The 16,566-nt window shown below is 56.6% G+C and carries 17 protein-coding genes, 2 tRNA genes and 1 rRNA gene; 9 read left to right on the top strand and 11 right to left on the bottom strand.

Features of this window, described 5'->3' with window-relative positions; all coding sequences use genetic code 11:
* Positions 1-10 precede the first annotated feature (10 nt).
* Together ACN1CO_RS00100 and hpxU are read right to left on the bottom strand one after the other, a co-directional pair.
* A complete protein-coding gene (locus ACN1CO_RS00100) occupies positions 11-796 on the bottom strand; it encodes a transporter substrate-binding domain-containing protein (RefSeq protein WP_419136745.1) in 786 nt (261 codons plus the stop codon).
* Between the two features lie 191 nt (positions 797-987).
* Positions 988-1,827, bottom strand: a complete 840-nt coding sequence (hpxU, locus tag ACN1CO_RS00095) for a MurR/RpiR family transcriptional regulator HpxU (protein ID WP_419136743.1) — start codon at positions 1,825-1,827, stop codon at positions 988-990.
* A gap of 138 nt (positions 1,828-1,965) precedes the next feature.
* On the opposite strand from hpxU, the gene ACN1CO_RS00090 reads away from it, so the two are divergent.
* Genes ACN1CO_RS00090 through hpxZ form a run of 4 tightly spaced genes read left to right on the top strand, consistent with a single transcriptional unit; the run spans position 1,966 to position 5,521 of the window.
* Positions 1,966-3,552 (top strand): gamma-glutamyltransferase family protein, encoded by a 1,587-nt coding sequence (locus ACN1CO_RS00090; protein WP_419136741.1) that lies wholly within the window; start codon positions 1,966-1,968, stop codon positions 3,550-3,552.
* Between the two features lie 12 nt (positions 3,553-3,564).
* The gene (gene hpxX, locus ACN1CO_RS00085; protein ID WP_419136739.1) at positions 3,565-3,747 is read left to right on the top strand and encodes an oxalurate catabolism protein HpxX; all 183 of its coding nucleotides are present in this window, start codon (positions 3,565-3,567) and stop codon (positions 3,745-3,747) included.
* A complete protein-coding gene (locus ACN1CO_RS00080) occupies positions 3,744-5,141 on the top strand; it encodes an AtzE family amidohydrolase (RefSeq protein ID WP_419136737.1) in 1,398 nt (465 codons plus the stop codon). Before hpxX ends, ACN1CO_RS00080 begins: the two co-directional genes overlap by 4 nt.
* Positions 5,141-5,521: an oxalurate catabolism protein HpxZ gene (hpxZ, locus tag ACN1CO_RS00075; RefSeq protein WP_110331408.1), complete on the top strand. Its 381-nt coding sequence runs from the start codon at positions 5,141-5,143 to the stop codon at positions 5,519-5,521. Before ACN1CO_RS00080 ends, hpxZ begins: the two co-directional genes overlap by 1 nt.
* A 49-nt stretch (positions 5,522-5,570) precedes the next feature.
* On the opposite strand, the gene puuE is transcribed toward hpxZ, so the two are convergent.
* From puuE to ACN1CO_RS00060, 3 genes are read right to left on the bottom strand one after another with little or no spacing between them, the layout of a single operon-like run.
* Positions 5,571-6,524: an allantoinase PuuE gene (gene puuE / locus ACN1CO_RS00070; protein ID WP_419136735.1), complete on the bottom strand. Its 954-nt coding sequence runs from the start codon at positions 6,522-6,524 to the stop codon at positions 5,571-5,573.
* A 34-nt stretch (positions 6,525-6,558) separates the two neighbouring features.
* Positions 6,559-7,290, bottom strand: a complete 732-nt coding sequence (gene hpxA, locus ACN1CO_RS00065) for an allantoin racemase (protein WP_283546173.1) — start codon at positions 7,288-7,290, stop codon at positions 6,559-6,561.
* Positions 7,287-8,009, bottom strand: coding sequence for a GntR family transcriptional regulator (locus tag ACN1CO_RS00060; protein WP_419136732.1), 723 nt, complete (start codon positions 8,007-8,009; stop codon positions 7,287-7,289). Before ACN1CO_RS00060 ends, hpxA begins: the two co-directional genes overlap by 4 nt.
* Positions 8,010-8,152: 143 nt before the next feature.
* Between ACN1CO_RS00060 and ACN1CO_RS00055 the strand changes: the two genes are divergently transcribed.
* Positions 8,153-9,661, top strand: a complete 1,509-nt coding sequence (locus tag ACN1CO_RS00055) for an NCS1 family nucleobase:cation symporter-1 (protein WP_419136730.1) — start codon at positions 8,153-8,155, stop codon at positions 9,659-9,661.
* Positions 9,662-9,710: 49 nt separating this feature from the next.
* Here the strand turns inward: ACN1CO_RS00055 and ACN1CO_RS00050 are convergent.
* Together ACN1CO_RS00050 and dnaQ are read right to left on the bottom strand one after the other, a co-directional pair.
* Positions 9,711-9,787, bottom strand: a tRNA-Asp gene (locus ACN1CO_RS00050).
* Between the two features lie 134 nt (positions 9,788-9,921).
* Complete coding sequence (gene dnaQ / locus ACN1CO_RS00045; RefSeq protein WP_283546176.1) at positions 9,922-10,653, bottom strand: DNA polymerase III subunit epsilon; 732 nt, start codon at positions 10,651-10,653, stop codon at positions 9,922-9,924.
* 51 nt (positions 10,654-10,704) lie between these two features.
* Here dnaQ and rnhA point away from each other — a divergent pair, with 51 nt between their 5' ends.
* Positions 10,705-11,172 carry a ribonuclease HI gene (gene rnhA / locus ACN1CO_RS00040; protein ID WP_419136728.1) on the top strand — a complete coding sequence of 156 codons (468 nt, stop codon included), beginning with the start codon at positions 10,705-10,707 and terminating at the stop codon, positions 11,170-11,172.
* On the opposite strand, the gene ACN1CO_RS00035 is transcribed toward rnhA, so the two are convergent.
* Positions 11,154-11,891, bottom strand: a complete 738-nt coding sequence (locus ACN1CO_RS00035; protein ID WP_419136726.1) for a class I SAM-dependent methyltransferase — start codon at positions 11,889-11,891, stop codon at positions 11,154-11,156. The two genes, rnhA and ACN1CO_RS00035, sit on opposite strands and share 19 nt — an antisense overlap.
* A gap of 42 nt (positions 11,892-11,933) precedes the next feature.
* Here ACN1CO_RS00035 and gloB point away from each other — a divergent pair, with 42 nt between their 5' ends.
* Together gloB and mltD are read left to right on the top strand one after the other, a co-directional pair.
* Positions 11,934-12,689 (top strand): hydroxyacylglutathione hydrolase, encoded by a 756-nt coding sequence (gene gloB, locus ACN1CO_RS00030; protein WP_419138945.1) that lies wholly within the window; start codon positions 11,934-11,936, stop codon positions 12,687-12,689.
* A gap of 71 nt (positions 12,690-12,760) precedes the next feature.
* On the top strand, positions 12,761-14,137 hold the full coding sequence (gene mltD, locus ACN1CO_RS00025; protein ID WP_090963464.1) for a murein transglycosylase D: 1,377 nt from the start codon (positions 12,761-12,763) through the stop codon (positions 14,135-14,137).
* A 105-nt stretch (positions 14,138-14,242) separates the two neighbouring features.
* Here the strand turns inward: mltD and ACN1CO_RS00020 are convergent, their stop codons facing one another.
* Complete coding sequence (locus ACN1CO_RS00020; protein WP_031590451.1) at positions 14,243-15,034, bottom strand: endonuclease/exonuclease/phosphatase family protein; 792 nt, start codon at positions 15,032-15,034, stop codon at positions 14,243-14,245.
* Positions 15,035-15,299: 265 nt separating this feature from the next.
* Between ACN1CO_RS00020 and yafC the strand changes: the two genes are divergently transcribed.
* Positions 15,300-16,202: a DNA-binding transcriptional regulator YafC gene (gene yafC, locus ACN1CO_RS00015; protein ID WP_419136723.1), complete on the top strand. Its 903-nt coding sequence runs from the start codon at positions 15,300-15,302 to the stop codon at positions 16,200-16,202.
* Positions 16,203-16,277: 75 nt separating this feature from the next.
* On the opposite strand, the gene ACN1CO_RS00010 is transcribed toward yafC, so the two are convergent.
* A tRNA-Asp gene (locus tag ACN1CO_RS00010) sits at positions 16,278-16,354 on the bottom strand.
* A gap of 87 nt (positions 16,355-16,441) precedes the next feature.
* Positions 16,442-16,557: ribosomal RNA gene (rrf, locus tag ACN1CO_RS00005) — 5S ribosomal RNA — on the bottom strand.
* Positions 16,558-16,566 lie beyond the last annotated feature (9 nt).

The raw sequence follows: 16,566 nt of genomic DNA, 5'->3' as shown, positions 1-16,566 counted from the left end.
GAATCCGTCCTCAGGCGCCGAGGTTGGCGGGCAGCGGCGCTTTCAGCCACTCTTCTGACAGTTTATTCAGGGTGCCATCTTTGATGCCCTGCTCAATCAGCTCATTCACTTTGGCTTTCAGCGCTGGCTCATCTTTCTTCAGGCCGATAAAGCAGGGTGAATCTTTCAGCATGAACTGCGCGACGGGCGCTTTGGCCGGATTCTGGCGCGCAATGGCGGCGACGACCAGGTTGCCGGTTGCGACATACTGCACCTGACCGGAGAGATACGCAGACAGCGTGGTGTTGTTGTCTTCGTAGCGTTTCACCTGCGCATCTTTCGGGGCCACTTCGCTGAGCACCATGTCCTCTACCGCACCGCGCGTGACGCCAATCGACTTGCCGCTCAGGGCTGAGGCCGCTTTGATTTCATCGCCCTTCGGACCGAATACGCCCAGGAAGAACGGCGCATAGGCGCGGGTAAAGTCGATAACTTTCTCACGCTCAGCATTTTTACCCATGCTGGAGATGACCAGATCGACCTTGTCGGTTTGCAGATAAGGCACGCGGTTGGCACTGCTGACCGGCACCAGCTGCAACTTAAGTTTCATCTGCTTAGCAAGATATTTTGCCGTGTCGATGTCATATCCCTGCGGCTGCAGGTCCGTGCCGACCGAGCCAAACGGCGGGAAGTCCTGCGGCACGGCAACGCGGATGACGCCGCGTTTCTGGATATCCTGCAGTTGATCGGCCAGCGCGCTTCCCGCCTGAGCCATCAGTAATGCCGCTGTCGCAACCGCCAATAAAACTTTTTTCATTATGCACCCCGGTGAGATTAACGTGAAACAAAAGATTCTTTGACATGCAATCTGCAACTAATGTGCCAATGCGGACGGCAACAGAAAAAGGGTTAAGCAGCAGAGAGTTCAGCAGAAATCGGGCGTAATCGGGGCGACTACGCCGTAAGGGGCGTGTTCTGAAATGGGGCAAAGCACCAAAATGGTGCCTGTTAACGGTGCTCCAGCTCGTCGAACTGCTGGTAAAGATCGGCGATCTGATGAATACGCTGACGTCCCTGAGCCAGCATTTCATGCAGCAGGGCATTGGCGATCAGGTTTACCAGACTCATGGCCGCACTGTAACTGTCAAAGGCGGAGACGCTATCCAGCGGCGTACAGAGCTGCCAGCGCGCCAGCGCAATCACCGTCTGCGCCTGCGGCTCACACAGCGCCAGCATCGGGACACCGGCAGCCTGGAGCTGCTGCATCAGCGGACGAATGATGCGCGCACGACGACGAAATGCCATCACAATCACCATGTCGTCCAGCGTGATATCCACCAGCTCCTCAGCCAGCGTCTGGCCCGGTTGCGGCAGGATATGCACCTGTGAACGCGCCTGCACCAGCTGCTGGCGCAGATGGAGCGCCACCGGATAGGCATTGCGCATGCCGATGATAAACACGCGCTTAGCCTGCGCCAGTTGCTGGATGACCTCGTTGAAGTGCCGGGCATCCAGGCTGTTTACCCACTGCGTCAGGTTAGCCATCTCCTGCTTGTAGTGGCGCGCCAGCAGCGTATTGCCCTGCACCGCATCCCGGTTATCGGTCAGCGGCATGCCGCTCTGGCGCAGGATGCGTAACTCATCACGCATATCCTTGTACTTCTCGTAGCCCAGACGTTTAAACAGCCGACTGACCGTGGCTTTCGACACACCGCTGAGCCGCGCCAGCTCGGCGCTGTTGTAGCTGATCAGGTCATCGAAGTGGTCAAACACGAAGTCGGCGATGCGCTGCTCCTGTGGAGAGAGCTGGGGATAGTGACTTCTGAGTCGTTCATCAAGCTGTTTCATAAGGCGTCCTGTAACTTTTGTTTCAGCAGAAGCTAGCACAATTTACGCCAGGTTAACCGGCGCATTGTCAGGCCGGGGGGAAAACTGGAACAGCTCTTGCTTTGATATGGGTTCTGTCACCCAAAGAACGAGAAAAAGATGATTCAAAGCAATATGGCCCCGCAGGGGATGGCGGTGACGCCACACCATCTGGCGAGTGAAAGCGCACTCGCCGTGCTGCGTGATGGCGGTAATGCCATTGAAGCGATGGTGGCTGCTGCCGCGACTATCGCCGTGGTCTACCCGCACATGAACGGACTGGGCGGCGATGGTTTCTGGCTGATTCTGCCGCCCGGCGGCGATCCCGTCGCTATCGACGCCAGCGGCGCAGCCGGTTCGCTGGCGCACCGCGATTTCTACGCCGATCACCTGAAGATCCCGCATCGCGGGCCGAAAGCGGCGCTGACCGTGGCCGGAACGGTCAGCGGCTGGCAGGAGGCCCTGACGCTCTCTGCGGAGATGGGCACCCCGCCACTGCCGCTAGCGCGTCTGCTGCGTGATGCGATTCGCTACGCCGCCGACGGCATTCCGGTGACCGCTTCACAAAGCGCCGCCACCGCGACGTTCCGCAGTGAGTTGCAGCATCAGCCCGGTTTCAGCACCAGTTTTATGCCCGACGGCGATGTGCCGCAGCCGGGCAGCCGTTTTACCCAGCCCGCACTGGCTAACTCTCTGAGCCAGCTCACCGAAGAGGGACTCGACAGTTTTTATCGCGGTCCGCTGGCTCACCATATGGCCGATGAGATGGCCACGCTCGGCATGCCGGTCACGCTGGCCGATCTGCAGCAGCACCGCGCCCGCCGCACGACGCCGCTGCATCTCACCCACAGCGAAGGCGACATCTGGAATATTGCCCCGCCGACGCAGGGCATGGTGTCGCTGGCGATCCTCGGCATCACCGATCGTCTGGAGATGGCGGAGGCTGACGAGGCGCAGACGGTGCACCGCATCGTTGAAGCCACCAAGAAAGCCTTTGCCCTGCGCGACAAACACATCACCGATCCGCGTCACGTCACCGAAGATTTGCAGGCGCTGCTGGATAGCGATCACCTCGCCACGCTCGCCAGCCAGATCACCGATGGAGAAGCGGCAGCCTGGGGTAACGGACGCGGACCGGGCGATACGGTCTGGATGGGCGTAATGGACAGCAGCGGTCTGGCTGTCTCCTTTATTCAGAGCATCTACCACGAGTTTGGCAGCGGTGTGGTGCTGCCCGGCACGGGCATTACCTGGCAGAACCGGGGCGCGGCATTCAGCCTCGATCCTGAGCACCTGCTGGCGCTGGCGCCCGGCAAGCAGCCGTTCCATACCCTGAATCCTGCCGCCGCACGGCTGAAAGATGGCCGGACAATGGTGTATGGCGCAATGGGCGGAGATGGACAGCCGCAGACCCAGGCGGCGATTTTCACCCGCCATGTGATCCAGGGCCTGCCGTTACAGCAGGCGGTTAGTGCGCCGCGCTGGCTGCTGGGCCGGACCTGGGGGCAATTGTCAGACTCGCTGAAACTGGAAGGCCGCTTTGACGACGAAACGGTATTGATGCTGCGTCTGTGGGGCCATGAGGTGGAGCTACTGCCGGACTTCAGCGAATCCGTGGGCCATGCGGGCGCGATTGTGCGTCACAGCAACGGCATGTTTGAGGGCGCAAGCGATCCGCGCAGTAACGGCAGCGCCGCCGGTTTTTAACAGGAGCGAATCATGAATCAACACGACTGGACCAGCTACATCGGCCATATGGAGCAGATCCTGCAACTGGAACTGGATGACGCCCGCCGCGCAGAACTGCTGATCCAGCTGTCGCGCATCGCAGAATTGGCGGCGCCGCTGATGGCGTTTCCGCTGGATGACCGGCTGGAAGTGGCAGGAGTATACCGGGCATGAGATTAGGTGATGTTTCGATTCAGACCCTGCAACGGGCGATCCAGCAGGGTGAGATCAGCGCGCTGGAGGTGGCGACGAGCACGCTGCAGGCGGTTGAGCAGCATAATCCGGCGCTGAATGCCTGGACGGAAGTGACCGGGCCGCGCATGTTAAAAGAGGCCAGCGAGATTGATGCGCAGCGGCAGCGCGGCGAAACCCTGCCACCACTGGCGGGCATCCCGTATGCGGTGAAAAACCTGTTTGATGTGGCGGGTCACAGCACGCTGGCCGGTGCCAGTCTGTTCCGCGATCGCCCTGCGGCACAGGCAGATGCGTTTGCCGTCGGGAAACTGCGCCAGGCGGGTGCGCTGCTGTCGGGCATGCTGAACATGGATGCCTACGCCTATGGTTTTACTACCGAAAACACTCACTATGGTGCGACGCACAACCCGCGCGATCTGAGCCGCGTGGCGGGCGGCTCGTCAGGCGGTTCTGCGGCTGCCGTCGCCGCCGGTCTGGTCCACTTTTCACTGGGCACCGACACCAATGGCTCGATTCGGGTGCCTGCCTCGCTGTGCGGTATTTTTGGTCTCAAGCCCACCTTTGGCCGCCTGTCACGCAGCGGCAGCCATCCGTTTGTCGCCAGCCTTGACCACATCGGTCCGCTGGCGAGGCGGGTTGAAGACCTGGCACTGGTGTATGACCTGTTACAGGGCGCAGATCACGCCGATGCGTTTCAGGCTGACCGTCCGCTGGCCGCGACGCTGCCGGGGCTGTCACAGGGCCTCGAAGGATTACGCTGCGGCGTGCTGGGCGGCTTTTTTACGCGCTGGTGTGATGAGGATGCCCGCGCTGCCGTTGCGGTGGTTGCGGCAACGCTTGAGGCACAGGAAGAGGTATTGATGCCGGAGGCGGAGCTGGCTCGCTCAGCCGCGTTTATCATGACCGCCGCTGAGGGCGGCAATCACTATCTGCCAGCTCTGCGTCAGATGCCGGAGCAGTTTGAACCAAACTCCCGCGAGCGTCTGCTGGCGGGTGCCATGATGCCAGGTGCCTGGTATGTGCAGGCGCAGCGTTTCCGTCGCTACTTCCAGCAGCAGGTGTTACCGCTGTTTGATCGCTTCGATGTGCTGATCGCTCCGGCGACGCCCTGCAGTGCGATCACCATCGGTCAGCAAGCCCTGACGATTCAGGGTGAATCGCTGCCCGCTAAAGCAAGTATGGGGATGCTGACGCAGCCAATCTCCTTCCTGGGATTGCCGGTCTGTACCGTGCCGCTGGCGACCCGAAGTGGCCTGCCGATTGGTTTACAGCTTATCGCCCGGCCGTTTAACGAAGAGGCGGTATTACGCGCCGCCTGGGCACTGGAACAACAGGGCATCACGATGCCGCAAATGAATATGGCAGGAGCCTGATGAACAGAGAGATTAATTTACCGCAGGTGCTCAGCGAAGTGACGGCGCAGTTTTATCGCTACGAGCAGGCGCTGGTCAGCAATGATGTGGACGAACTGGATGCGCTGTTCTGGCACGATCCGCGAACCGTACGCCTCGGCGCGGGTGAGAATCTGTATGGCATTGATGAGATTCGGGCCTTCCGTGCCGCGCGCCCTTCTGCCGGGCTGGACCGGACGCTGCGAAACACCGTGATTACGACTTTTGGTGAGGATTATGCGGTCTGCAGCACTGAATTTACCCGCACCGGCAGCGATAAGATTGGCCGTCAGCAGCAGACCTGGGTGCGAATGCCCCATGGCTGGTGCATCGTGGCGGCGCAGGTCAGTCTGATGAGCTGACGGCTTCCGGCGCTTCGCCCGGTTGAGTGGGGTAAGCGCCGGAACCGGCTTAAGGAGCCGGGTGGGTAGCGATCCAGTGGTCAGCAATCTGCTGGCGGGTACAGATCCAGACGTCGTCGTGCTGCTGGATGTGATCGAGGAAGTTCTGCAGCGCGCGGAATTTGCCAGGACGCCCCAGCAGGCGGCAATGCATACCGATCGACATCATCTTCGGCGCCGTTTCCCCCTCTTCGTACAGCACATCGAAGCTGTCGCGCAGATAGGTGAAGAACTGCTCGGCGGTATTAAATCCCTGCGGCGAGGCAAAGCGCATGTCGTTACACTCCAGGGTGTAAGGGATAATCAGGTGCGGTTTCACCGTACCATCCTGACAGGTGACCTGGGTCCAGAACGGCAGATCGTCGCCGTAGTAGTCACTGTCGTAGCTGAAGCCACCCTGCTCTACCACCAGCCGACGGGTGTTCGGGCTGTCCCGGCCGGTGTACCAGCCGGTCGGCGCTTTACCAAACAGATCCACCAGCACATCGACCGCCTGCTGCATATGCTGACGTTCGGTTTTTGCATCCATGCCCTGATAGTGGATCCAGCGCCAGCCATGGCTGACCACATCGTAATCCGCCTGTTTGATCGCCTCGACGACTTCCGGATGACGCGCCAGCGCCATCGCCACACCAAACACGGTTAATGGCAGGCCGCGTTTCTGAAATTCATTGTGGATGCGCCAGAATCCGGCGCGGGAGCCATATTCATACAGCGACTCCATCGACATGTGCCGATCGGAATAGCTCGCTGCACCGATGATGTCGGAGAGGAACTGCTCTGAACCGGCATCGCCATGCAGCACGCTGTTTTCAGCGCCTTCTTCGTAATTCAGAACAAACTGCACCGCCACACGGGCGTTGTTGGGCCAGGCGGCATGTGGCGGATTAGCGCCATAACCGATTAAATCGCGCGGATAGTTTTTGTTAAAGCTGTACTCTTTCTTCTCTGCAGCGTCAGTCATCACTGGCTTCCTGTCTTGATTCGGGAAAGTTCCGTTAGTTTAGATGCTGAAACGCACCTGAGAGAGGTTTCTGCAAAGGCCAGGCCAGATCGCCATGTTTGCTGGTGCCAAAGCCAAGCGCCACCAGCGACTCGACCATTTTTACCGCCGCACTGACGCCATCGATCACCGGCAGGCCCAGCTCCTGGGTCAGCGAAGCAGCCAGCGTCGCCATCCCGCCACAGCCCAGTACAATCGCCCCGCTGCCATCTTCCCGTTTCGCCTGAATACAGCGCTGCCGTACTTTTTCCTGCGCCACGCCGCTGCCATCTTCCAGCGCCAGTACTGGCAGATCGATGGCGTGCAGCGCGGCACAGTGATGGGTAAAGCCATACTGCTGCAGCAGATGACGCGCAATCACCAGGGTACGTGGCAGCGTGGTGACAATGGAGAAACGCGTCGCCAGCATTGTGGCGGTGTGCATCGCCGCTTCCGCAATACCAATCACCGGTCCGCTGGCTAGCTCGCGCGCTGCCAGTAAACCCGGATCGCCAAAGCAGGCGATGACGTGACCGCTGACGCCCTGCTCCCTGCCGAGCCTGATCTGCTCCAGCACACCGATGGCGGCGATCGCCTCATCGAAGTGGCCTTCAATGGAGGGCACGCCCTGCGACGGTGAAACCGCCAGAATTTCGGTACCCGGTGCGGCGACGGCACGGGCGGCCTGAGCGATGGTTTCTGTCATCGCCAGGCTGGTGTTGGGGTTAATGACCTGAATCAGACTCATGAGTCAGCTCCAGAGCCTGCGGCAAACAGTCGGGAAAAATCGGGCAGGGTTTCCCCGCTGCGCTCAAAGTGCAGGCTGGAGACGATGTGCTCAAAGTGATGTTGTAGCGCCTGCGTCAGCGGTTCCAGCGCGCGTTCGCGCAGTAACGTCAGCAGATTCGCGTGATCGTCACAGCGGCAGCCGCGCTGCCAGGGCGCGCCATAGGCGGCGATCACCAGCGAGGAGCGCTGCGTCAGGCTGGTCACCATGCCGGTGAGCACCTGATTACCCGAGATCGCCTGTAGCTGAATATGAAACGCCGCAGAGAGCCGGATCGCTGCCGGGCCATCATGATCGGCGTGCGCCTGGTTCTCCTGGACGATGAGCTGCTCCAGCGCCACCAGATGGGGAGGCTGCAGATGTGCCAGCACCGCAGGCAGATTGGCGCACTCCATTAAACTGCGGGTTGAGAAGATGTCACGCGCCTCTTCAACGCCGGGTGTTGCCACCTGCGCACCACGTTTGGGCGTCAGGGTGACCATCTGCACCGCTGCGAGGCGCTGCAGCACTTTGCGGATGCCAGTGCGGCTCACACCAAAGACTCCGGAAAGGGCCTCTTCCGGCAATTTACTGCCCGGCGGCAGCTGGTGCTCAACAATGGCGTTCATTAGCGCCTGGTAAATCCCTTCATCTTTGTCCTGCAGATGGGTGGCGTCTCGCTGGGCTGTTTTACTCGTCATTACCTGCTCCGGTCGCTCGCTGTGTGCCACATATCGTATACGTGAAAATTAAATATTGTATACAAGAAAACAGATCTGGCCTGAATCCTGCAATACCTCTTCCCAGATTATTCATTCCACTTTCGGTTAGAGGAGCAGGTTTCATGCCAAATCAATCAACGGTGGCCAGCACGGCCTCTGAAGCCAACGCCCGTTACAGCCCACGGCTCTGTAATGACGACCTGGCACCGACTCGCGATCAGAACTGGTCGTGGTACAACATCTTCTCTTTCTGGATGTCCGATGTGCACAGTATGGGCGGCTATGTGGTGGCCGCCAGTTTCTTCACGCTGGGATTAGCCAGCTGGCAGGTGCTGCTCTGCCTGCTGGCGGGGATCTGCATCGTGCAGATCTGTGCGAATCTGGTGGCGAAACCAAGCCAGATGGCGGGTGTCCCTTATGCGGTGATTTGCCGTCAGGCGTTTGGCGTATTTGGTGCCAATATCCCGGCGGTGATCCGCGGGCTGATCGCATTCGCCTGGTATGGCATCCAGACTTATCTGGCGGCGAACGCCCTGATGCTGGTGCTGCTGAAGTTCGTGCCTTCGCTGACGTCAATGACCGTGCCGCACTGGCTGGGCCTATCGCTGCTGGGCTGGTGCTGTTTCGGCATTATGTGGTTACTCCAGGCGATGGTGTTCTGGCACGGCATGAACGCCATTAAACGGTTTATCGATGTCGCCGGACCGGCGGTTTATGTGGTGATGGTGGCGCTGGCGGGCTGGATTGTATACAAGACCGGCTTTGATGGGATCTCCTTTACACTCGCCAGCAAATCGCTGACCGCAGGCGAGCAGACGTGGCAGATGATTACGGCCACCGCGCTGGTGGTCTCTTACTTCTCCGGGCCGCTGCTGAACTTCGGTGACTTTTCACGCTACGGCAAAAACATGTCCGAGATTCGTCGCGGCAACCGCTGGGGCCTGCCGTTTAACTTCCTGCTGTTCTCAGTAGTGACCGTGGTCATCGTGTCGGGCACCCAGTCGCTGTTTGGCAAAATGATCACCGACCCCATCGAAACCGTCAGTATGGTCGGCAACGATCTGGCCGTCGCGATTGGCCTGCTGACCATGATTACCGCCACTATCGGCATCAATATCGTGGCAAACTTCGTCTCACCCGCTTTTGACTTCTCGAACTGTTCCCCGCAGAAAATCAGCTTCCGCACGGGTGGCATGATCGCTGCCGTCGGCTCAGTGCTGTTAACACCGTGGAACCTGTTCCAGTCGCCTGAGCTGATTCACTACACTCTGGATGTGCTGGGATCGTTTATCGGGCCGCTGTTCGGGATTCTGCTGACCGATTTCTATCTGATTAAACGTGGACGCATTTCGGTCGACGATCTGTTTAACGACACGCCATCAGGCCGTTACTGGTATCGCGGTGGCTTTAACCCGAAAGCTATTGGCGCGCTGCTGCCGTCGGTGGCGATTTGCCTGGTGATTAGCTTTATCCCTTCCCTGCATCAGGTGGCGAACTTCAGCTGGTTTATTGGTGCCGGTCTGGCGGCGGGCTGCTATCGCTTTATCGCCCGTGAAGATCGTGAGGCGGAGGATGTTACCCACTCGCATGGCGAGGTGATGGCGCAGAAGAATCAAGCCATCGTTGAATAGCAGACAGCAAAAAGCCGATTCATTTCTGAATCGGCTTTTTTAAAGAGATTGGCGGAACGGACGGGGCTCGAACCCGCGACCCCCTGCGTGACAGGCAGGTATTCTAACCAACTGAACTACCGCTCCGCGCTTTGTTCCCCGTCGAGAACGAGGCGCATAGTAATGGCAGGCCGTTACCGCGTCAACGCTTTTTCCAGGTGAATGAATCGTTTGCTGTTTTTTTCAGCTTGCCGTTGATTTTATCCACAAAAACAGGCCATTCAGCCACGCCACAGGCAGCTGCCACCCTTTTTCATCACCAGATCCAGACGGGACTCATGAGCAACCACTTCTTCTTCACTGGCCGTGACCACGCGCAGTGCAGAAGTGGGACGCACGATGCGCTGAATGCTCTCACCCTGCGCCTGACGGGCGCTTTCACTTTCCGACAAGAAGGAGAGTGACGTCTGACCGCCAGTCATGGTCAGGAAGACTTCAGCCAGAATCTCGGCATCGAGCAGTGCGCCGTGCAGGGTTCGTTTGGTGTTGTCTATTTCGTAACGTGAGCAGAGCGCATCCAGGCTGTTACGCTTGCCGGGAAACATACGACGCGCCAGCGCAAGGCTGTCGGTAATCTTGCAGAAGGTTTCGGTTTTCTCAATGCCGCGGTTCAGCTTTGAAAACTCGTAGTCCATAAAGCCGATATCAAACGGCGCGTTATGGATGACTAATTCCGCACCGCGAATGTAGTCCAGAAACTCATCGGCGATTTCGCTGAAGGCGGGCTTGTCAGCCAGGAACTCATCGGCAATGCCGTGGACGCCAAAAGCTTCGGGGTCGACCAGCCGATCGGGCTTGAGATACATATGGAAATTGTTACCGGTCAGGCGACGGTTAATCACCTCCACCGCACCAATCTCAATGATGCGGTGCCCCTCATAATGTACCCCGATCATGTTCATGCCGGTAGTTTCAGTATCGAGAACGATCTGGCGGTTATTTGCAGTGCTCATAAGACCCGTTTTATGTCAGACTTAGCATTTTTGAGAGGAAGTCTACCAGAGATGCGCAAACAGGTAGAAATATTCACCGATGGATCCTGTCTTGGAAATCCCGGCCCCGGCGGTTACGGGGCGATTTTACGCTACGGTCAGCATGAGAAAACCTTCAGCGCGGGCTATCACCTTACCACCAATAACCGCATGGAGCTGATGGCGGCGATTGTCTCACTAGAAGCGCTGACCCAGCCGTGCGATGTGGTGCTGAGCACCGACAGTCAGTATGTGCGCCAGGGGATCACCAGCTGGATCCATAACTGGAAAAAGCGTGGCTGGAAAACCGCTGATAAAAAACCGGTGAAGAATGTCGATCTCTGGCAGCGTCTCGACCTGGCACTCAGCACTCACAAAATTCAGTGGGAGTGGGTTAAAGGGCATGCCGGACATCTGGAGAATGAACGCTGCGACGTGCTGGCCCGCAGCGCGGCTGAAAATCCTGCTTTTGAGGATATCGGCTATAAAGCCGAGTCCTGATCCTCTGCTTTCCGGAACTGACGAGTGGCATTGACCGTCTGCCGGATTTTACTGGTACTCAGGCTTTTCTTTGCCCGGGTCGGCAGCAGCGGGAAGGTGCGTTTACGCGCCACCACAATATTGAGACAGCCCAGCGCCGGTAAGTGGGCGCTGATCAGTTTCCCGCCCTGCCGGTGCCACGGCAGCACCTGAAATCGGGTGCGATAGACCACTTCATAATTCAGCAGTCCCAGCCAGTCGAGCAACCGCATCTGACTGAACATTCTTCCGCTCCACGGCGCTTTACGAGTTAATCCCGGCACCATCTTACTTACGCCGAGCAGACTGAAAGGATTGAAGCCGCTGATAATCATCCAGCCATCGTCAATTAACACCCTGTCCACTTCGCGTAACACACGGTGAGGATCCTGACTCCAGGCGAGCGTATGGGCCAGAAGACAGGCATCAATCGACTTCGACTCGAACGGCAGTTGCATCGGGTCAGCCTGCACCTGTAACAGCTCACCCTGGCTGCCCACATTAACCTGATGTGAAATAGAACAGTTTTCAGTGTTGATTTCTGCGCTGAGGTTGCCAAGCTTAAGCATATGAAAGCCATAAAGCTTTCCGAGGTAAGGCTGAAGCTGCTGAGTCAGTGCGTCGCGGAAATAATCTCCCCACGGCATATCGTGCCAGGACAGCGGCGCGTTCAGAATCTTGCGTGTTTTCGCGGGCTTCATGCTTTACGCTCTTCCTTTTACAACGACCTGCGAGAGGTGATGATGAATCTTACCAGTATTCCTGCGTTGCAGGACAACTACATCTGGACGCTGAACGATGATGAAGGGAAATGCCTGATTGTCGATCCCGGCGAAGCCCAACCGGTGTTAGAAAAAATGGCGTCCAATGGCTGGGAGCCGGTCGCGATTCTGCTGACTCATCACCATAACGACCACACCGGCGGCGTGAAAACGCTGTGTGAGCATTTCCCGCAGCTGGCGGTCTACGGCCCTCAGGAAACCGAGACCAAAGGGGCCAGAACGATAGTCAGCGAAGGCGATAAAGTCACGGTTCTGGGCCTGACTTTCGAAGTGATTCACACCCCTGGTCACACTTTAGGACATATCTCATATTACAGTGCGCCTTATCTTTTTTGTGGCGACACCCTGTTTTCGGGTGGCTGCGGACGTCTTTTTGAAGGCACCGCAGAGCAGATGTATGATTCCTTTCAAAAGCTTAATCAGCTGCCAGGAGAAACCTTAGTCTGCTGCGCGCATGAATATACTTTATCCAATCTGAAGTTTGCTGCGGCTATTCTGCCCCATGACCCACAAATAACGGCCGAATATCAGAAAATTAAGGACTTACGCGCTGAAAATGGCATTAGTCTGCCAACAAAACTGGCGCACGAACGGTCAATTAATTTATTTCTACGCACGCAAGATATTGATTTACAACGGGCTTTAAACGTTAATGTTTCTGATGAACCGGTATGGCATACATTTGCCGTTCTACGCGAGAAGAAAGACGGTTTTTGATTTTTCGGGTTGTGTTGTGAAAAGTCGTCAAGTATAGTTGCTCGTCTTTTAAGCGAACTATTGACACACATATGAAGGCTAAAGCGATATTACTCGCCTCAGTCTTGCTGGTGGGATGTCAGGCGTCCAGGAACGATGCCAATATCCCGGTACAGCATGCACAGAGTCTGTCTTCAGCTGGTCAAGGTGAAAATGAAAAGTACGGAGACGAGTTTTTGTCGCCGCGTTGGCAGGAAGATGGAACTGGCCTCGCAGCAGACGCAGATCTCTGGAGTTTCATTAGTGACGAGTTGAAGATGGGGATTCCGGAAAACCCGGCAATCCGCGAACAAAAAAGTAAATTTCTAAAAAATAAGAGCTATCTCCACGATGTAACATTACGGGCAGAGCCGTACATGTACTGGATAGTCGAGCAGATACAGAAACGTAAAATGCCGATGGAACTGGTACTGCTACCCATAGTGGAGAGCGCTTTTGACCCCCATGCAACATCATCCGCCAATGCCGCTGGTATCTGGCAGATTGTTGCGGCTACGGGTCGAAACTATGGTTTGAAACAAAACCAGTATTACGATGGGCGACGTGATGTGGTCGCATCCACGAAAGTTGCGCTGGACATGATGCAGCGTCTTAACACGATGTTTGACGGTGACTGGTTATTAACCATCGCCGCATACAACAGTGGTGAAGGACGTGTGCTCAAAGCGATTAAGCAGAACAAGGCGCGCGGTAAGCCGACTGACTTCTGGCATTTATCGCTGCCACGCGAAACGACCGTGTATGTGCCTAAAATGTTAGCTCTGAGTGAACTGCTCAAAAATAATAAGCGTTACGGTATCAAACTGCCGACACCTAATGAAAGTCGTGCTCTGGCACGAGTGGAAGTGGGTCAGCAGATACAGCTGACGCAGGCTGCCGAAATGGCGGGTATGTCGCTCACGAAACTGAAGAGCTTCAATACCGGCTACAAAGGCGGTGCAACAGCGCCAAACGGCCCGCACTACATTATGGTGCCGAAGTCGAACGTCGCGAAACTGCGTAATTCACTGGCTTCCGGTGACATCGCAGCGGTACAGCCTACGCAGCTTGCGAAAGCCAGCGCGAGTGGCGGGTATAAAGTCCGACGTGGTGATACGCTCTCTGGTATCGCCTCTAAACTTGGCGTTAGCGTCTCGACACTGAGGCAGGAAAACAACCTGCGCGGTGCTGATATCCGACCGGGTCAGACTCTGACCATCGGTTCGAATGGCACCCGACTGGCTGATAACGGCAACAGCATCACCTACCGTGTTCGTAAGGGTGATTCTCTTGACAGTATTGCCCGTCATCATGGCGTCAACATTAAAGACGTGATGCGCTGGAACAGTGTGCTGGACAGTGCGAAAGATATTCAACCCGGCGATAACTTAACGCTGTTTGTGAATAATAACGCCACACCTGATACCTGATACGTTGAAAAGGCTGACAATTGTCAGCCTTTTTCTTTTATTCATCTGCCACAGTTTGCTTATCCCCCGCCTTCCCCCCTTCTGCAGTCACACTCAATGCAGCGATTAGCTTCCTGAACTGAACTCCACCAGTAAGGGGTTATGATCGGACGCGCGCGTCACCAGTACGGATGCCTCACTCACTCTGAGATCGCGATAGAAGACGAAGTCCAGCGGGCGGCCAAACGCTTTGCGCCGGTGGTCAGCAGTGAACATCACCTCTTCCAGCTTCATGCGCTGTGCAAACCGGTAGAGCGCATTAATACGCTGACGGCTCCAGGCATTGAAATCTCCGGCCATTATTACCGGCCCCTGGTGATGCATGATCTGCTCGCCGATTGGCCCCAGCTGTTTACTGTAGACGTCGACACCCAGACTGAAATTAACCGCATGGATGTTCACAACCATCAGCATTTCACCGGCCGGCAGAGGGTAGGCCGTGACCAGTGCCGATTTAGAGAGCCTCAGCAGAGGCTCACGCTCACGCAACGGGCAACAATAGACCGGGTGCGCAGAGGCGAGCGTCATCACCCCTGAGGGATGCTGAGGCAGCACAAAGGCGGGCACCTGATCGGCAGCCAGATAATTACTGGTGGCAAACTCCACCAGTTCAGGCGTGGTCTGCGCCTCCTGCAGCAATACCAGGTGCGCATCCTTGCCAAATCCTTCCAGTACGGACATCCAGTCTGCACGTTGCTGCTTGAAGATGTTCCATACCAGAACTTTGAGGTTTGGATGCGCAGGCAATGGCGCGCCGGGAGGCAGTGCCTGACCGAGATGGAGCATCGCGCCAGGTGGAAAGATCTGTTCCACTGGTTGTCCTGCTACATATCGCATTGCATAAGTTTTTTTGCGCACTTTCCCGCCTGGCTGATGATTCAAAAAATACAGTTAACACCTGTCTGTTATAGGGATTCTAGACCGGGGTTTCAATGGATGCAGGTGAATGTCAGAATTCATCGCGCTTTTGCAGCATAAAGCAGCTCTTTTAAGTTCGCTAAGCAAAACGAGGCAGATCGGGAGACGACATTGAGGTCGTCATCATCGGGGGCTCTATACTGGTTATCACAACATTATCGGCTATAAACTGGTTTAACTGGCCACGTCACTGCAGGGACTAAGAATGAAGGCATCTTCTGACGAACTAAAAGTGTTTGTCAGCGTAGTAGAAAGTGGGAGTTTTAGTCGCGCTGCTGAACAGTTGAAGATGGCGAACTCTGCCGTCAGCAGGACCATCAAAAAACTGGAGAGCAAGCTGGGTATCGCTCTGCTGACCCGCACAACGCGGCAGCTGGCACTGACGCAGGAAGGTGAACGCTATTTCCGCCACGTTCAGCGTTTTTTGCAGGAGATGACCACAGCGGAAAGCGATTTGATCGAAAGTCTGCAGGCGCCGAAAGGACTGCTGCGGGTTGATGCTGCGACACCGGTCATTCTGCATTTGCTGATGCCGATGATTAAGCCATTTCGCCAACGCTTCCCTGAAGTGACTATTTCTTTAATTTCCTCAGAGAGCTTCATCAACCTGATTGAGCGAAAAGTCGATATTGCCATTCGCGCCGGCAATCTGACCGACTCGACCCTGCGCGCCCGGCTGCTGTTCAATAGCTTTCGCAAGGTAGTTGCCTCACCCGCCTATCTTCGTGAGCATGGGATACCGCAAACGGTGGCTGAGCTGGATAACCATTATTGTCTTGGTTTTGATGACTCTCCAAAACTCAATCGCTGGCCCGTCGCCCGTGAAAGCGGTGAACTCTATGATATTAACTGGGCTCTTTCTTCGAACAGCGGTGAGACGATTAAGCAGCTTTGCCTTACCGGTAATGGTATTGCCTGTCTGTCGGACTACATGATCGATCGTGAGGTAGCGGAGGGATCACTGGTGGAAGTGCTGGCCGATCAGCGTCTGCCGGTGAAGATGCCCTTCAATGCGGTTTACTACAGTGATACTGGCGTGAGCCAGCGAGTGCGGGCTTTTATCGATTTTCTCAGTGAGTGGACCGCTGAGCAGCCGTGGCGCACGTGACGGTTTTGGGGCCGGCTTATTTGTATACTGCAATGGAAAAAGCCCTGACCGTTAAGTCAGGGCTTTCCAATTAAGTGGCGGAACGGACGGGGCTCGAACCCGCGACCCCCTGCGTGACAGGCAGGTATTCTAACCAACTGAACTACCGCTCCACCGATTCTTTCACCGCTCTCAGCAACTGGCTGATTACAGTCTGTTCCTGTTACTTTCCCTGTCAGGGGAAAAGGAACGAATTTGATGCCTGGCAGTTCCCTACTCTCGCATGGGGAGACCCCACACTACCATCGGCGCTACGGCGTTTCACTTCTGAGTTCGGCATGGGGTCAGGTGGGACCACCGCGCTAAAGCCGCCAGGCAAATTCTG

This window comes from Pantoea sp. R13S299, assembly GCF_048515925.1.
Taxonomy (GTDB): Bacteria; Pseudomonadota; Gammaproteobacteria; order Enterobacterales; family Enterobacteriaceae; genus Pantoea.
This window is presented reverse-complemented; position numbering and strand designations above follow the sequence as displayed.

Excerpts from the sequence above, each read along its gene's own strand:
- ACN1CO_RS00100 (WP_419136745.1), bottom strand. The coding sequence starts at position 796 with ATGAAAAAAGTTTTATTGGCGGTTGCGACAGCGGCATTACTGATGGCT.
- hpxU (WP_419136743.1), bottom strand. The coding sequence starts at position 1,827 with ATGAAACAGCTTGATGAACGACTCAGAAGTCACTATCCCCAGCTCTCT.
- ACN1CO_RS00090 (WP_419136741.1), top strand. The coding sequence starts at position 1,966 with ATGATTCAAAGCAATATGGCCCCGCAGGGGATGGCGGTGACGCCACAC.
- hpxX (WP_419136739.1), top strand. The coding sequence starts at position 3,565 with ATGAATCAACACGACTGGACCAGCTACATCGGCCATATGGAGCAGATC.
- ACN1CO_RS00080 (WP_419136737.1), top strand. The coding sequence starts at position 3,744 with ATGAGATTAGGTGATGTTTCGATTCAGACCCTGCAACGGGCGATCCAG.
- hpxZ (WP_110331408.1), top strand. The coding sequence starts at position 5,141 with ATGAACAGAGAGATTAATTTACCGCAGGTGCTCAGCGAAGTGACGGCG.
- puuE (WP_419136735.1), bottom strand. The coding sequence starts at position 6,524 with ATGACTGACGCTGCAGAGAAGAAAGAGTACAGCTTTAACAAAAACTAT.
- hpxA (WP_283546173.1), bottom strand. The coding sequence starts at position 7,290 with ATGAGTCTGATTCAGGTCATTAACCCCAACACCAGCCTGGCGATGACA.
- ACN1CO_RS00060 (WP_419136732.1), bottom strand. The coding sequence starts at position 8,009 with ATGACGAGTAAAACAGCCCAGCGAGACGCCACCCATCTGCAGGACAAA.
- ACN1CO_RS00055 (WP_419136730.1), top strand. The coding sequence starts at position 8,153 with ATGCCAAATCAATCAACGGTGGCCAGCACGGCCTCTGAAGCCAACGCC.
- dnaQ (WP_283546176.1), bottom strand. The coding sequence starts at position 10,653 with ATGAGCACTGCAAATAACCGCCAGATCGTTCTCGATACTGAAACTACC.
- rnhA (WP_419136728.1), top strand. The coding sequence starts at position 10,705 with ATGCGCAAACAGGTAGAAATATTCACCGATGGATCCTGTCTTGGAAAT.
- ACN1CO_RS00035 (WP_419136726.1), bottom strand. The coding sequence starts at position 11,891 with ATGAAGCCCGCGAAAACACGCAAGATTCTGAACGCGCCGCTGTCCTGG.
- gloB (WP_419138945.1), top strand. The coding sequence starts at position 11,934 with ATGAATCTTACCAGTATTCCTGCGTTGCAGGACAACTACATCTGGACG.
- mltD (WP_090963464.1), top strand. The coding sequence starts at position 12,761 with ATGAAGGCTAAAGCGATATTACTCGCCTCAGTCTTGCTGGTGGGATGT.
- yafC (WP_419136723.1), top strand. The coding sequence starts at position 15,300 with ATGAAGGCATCTTCTGACGAACTAAAAGTGTTTGTCAGCGTAGTAGAA.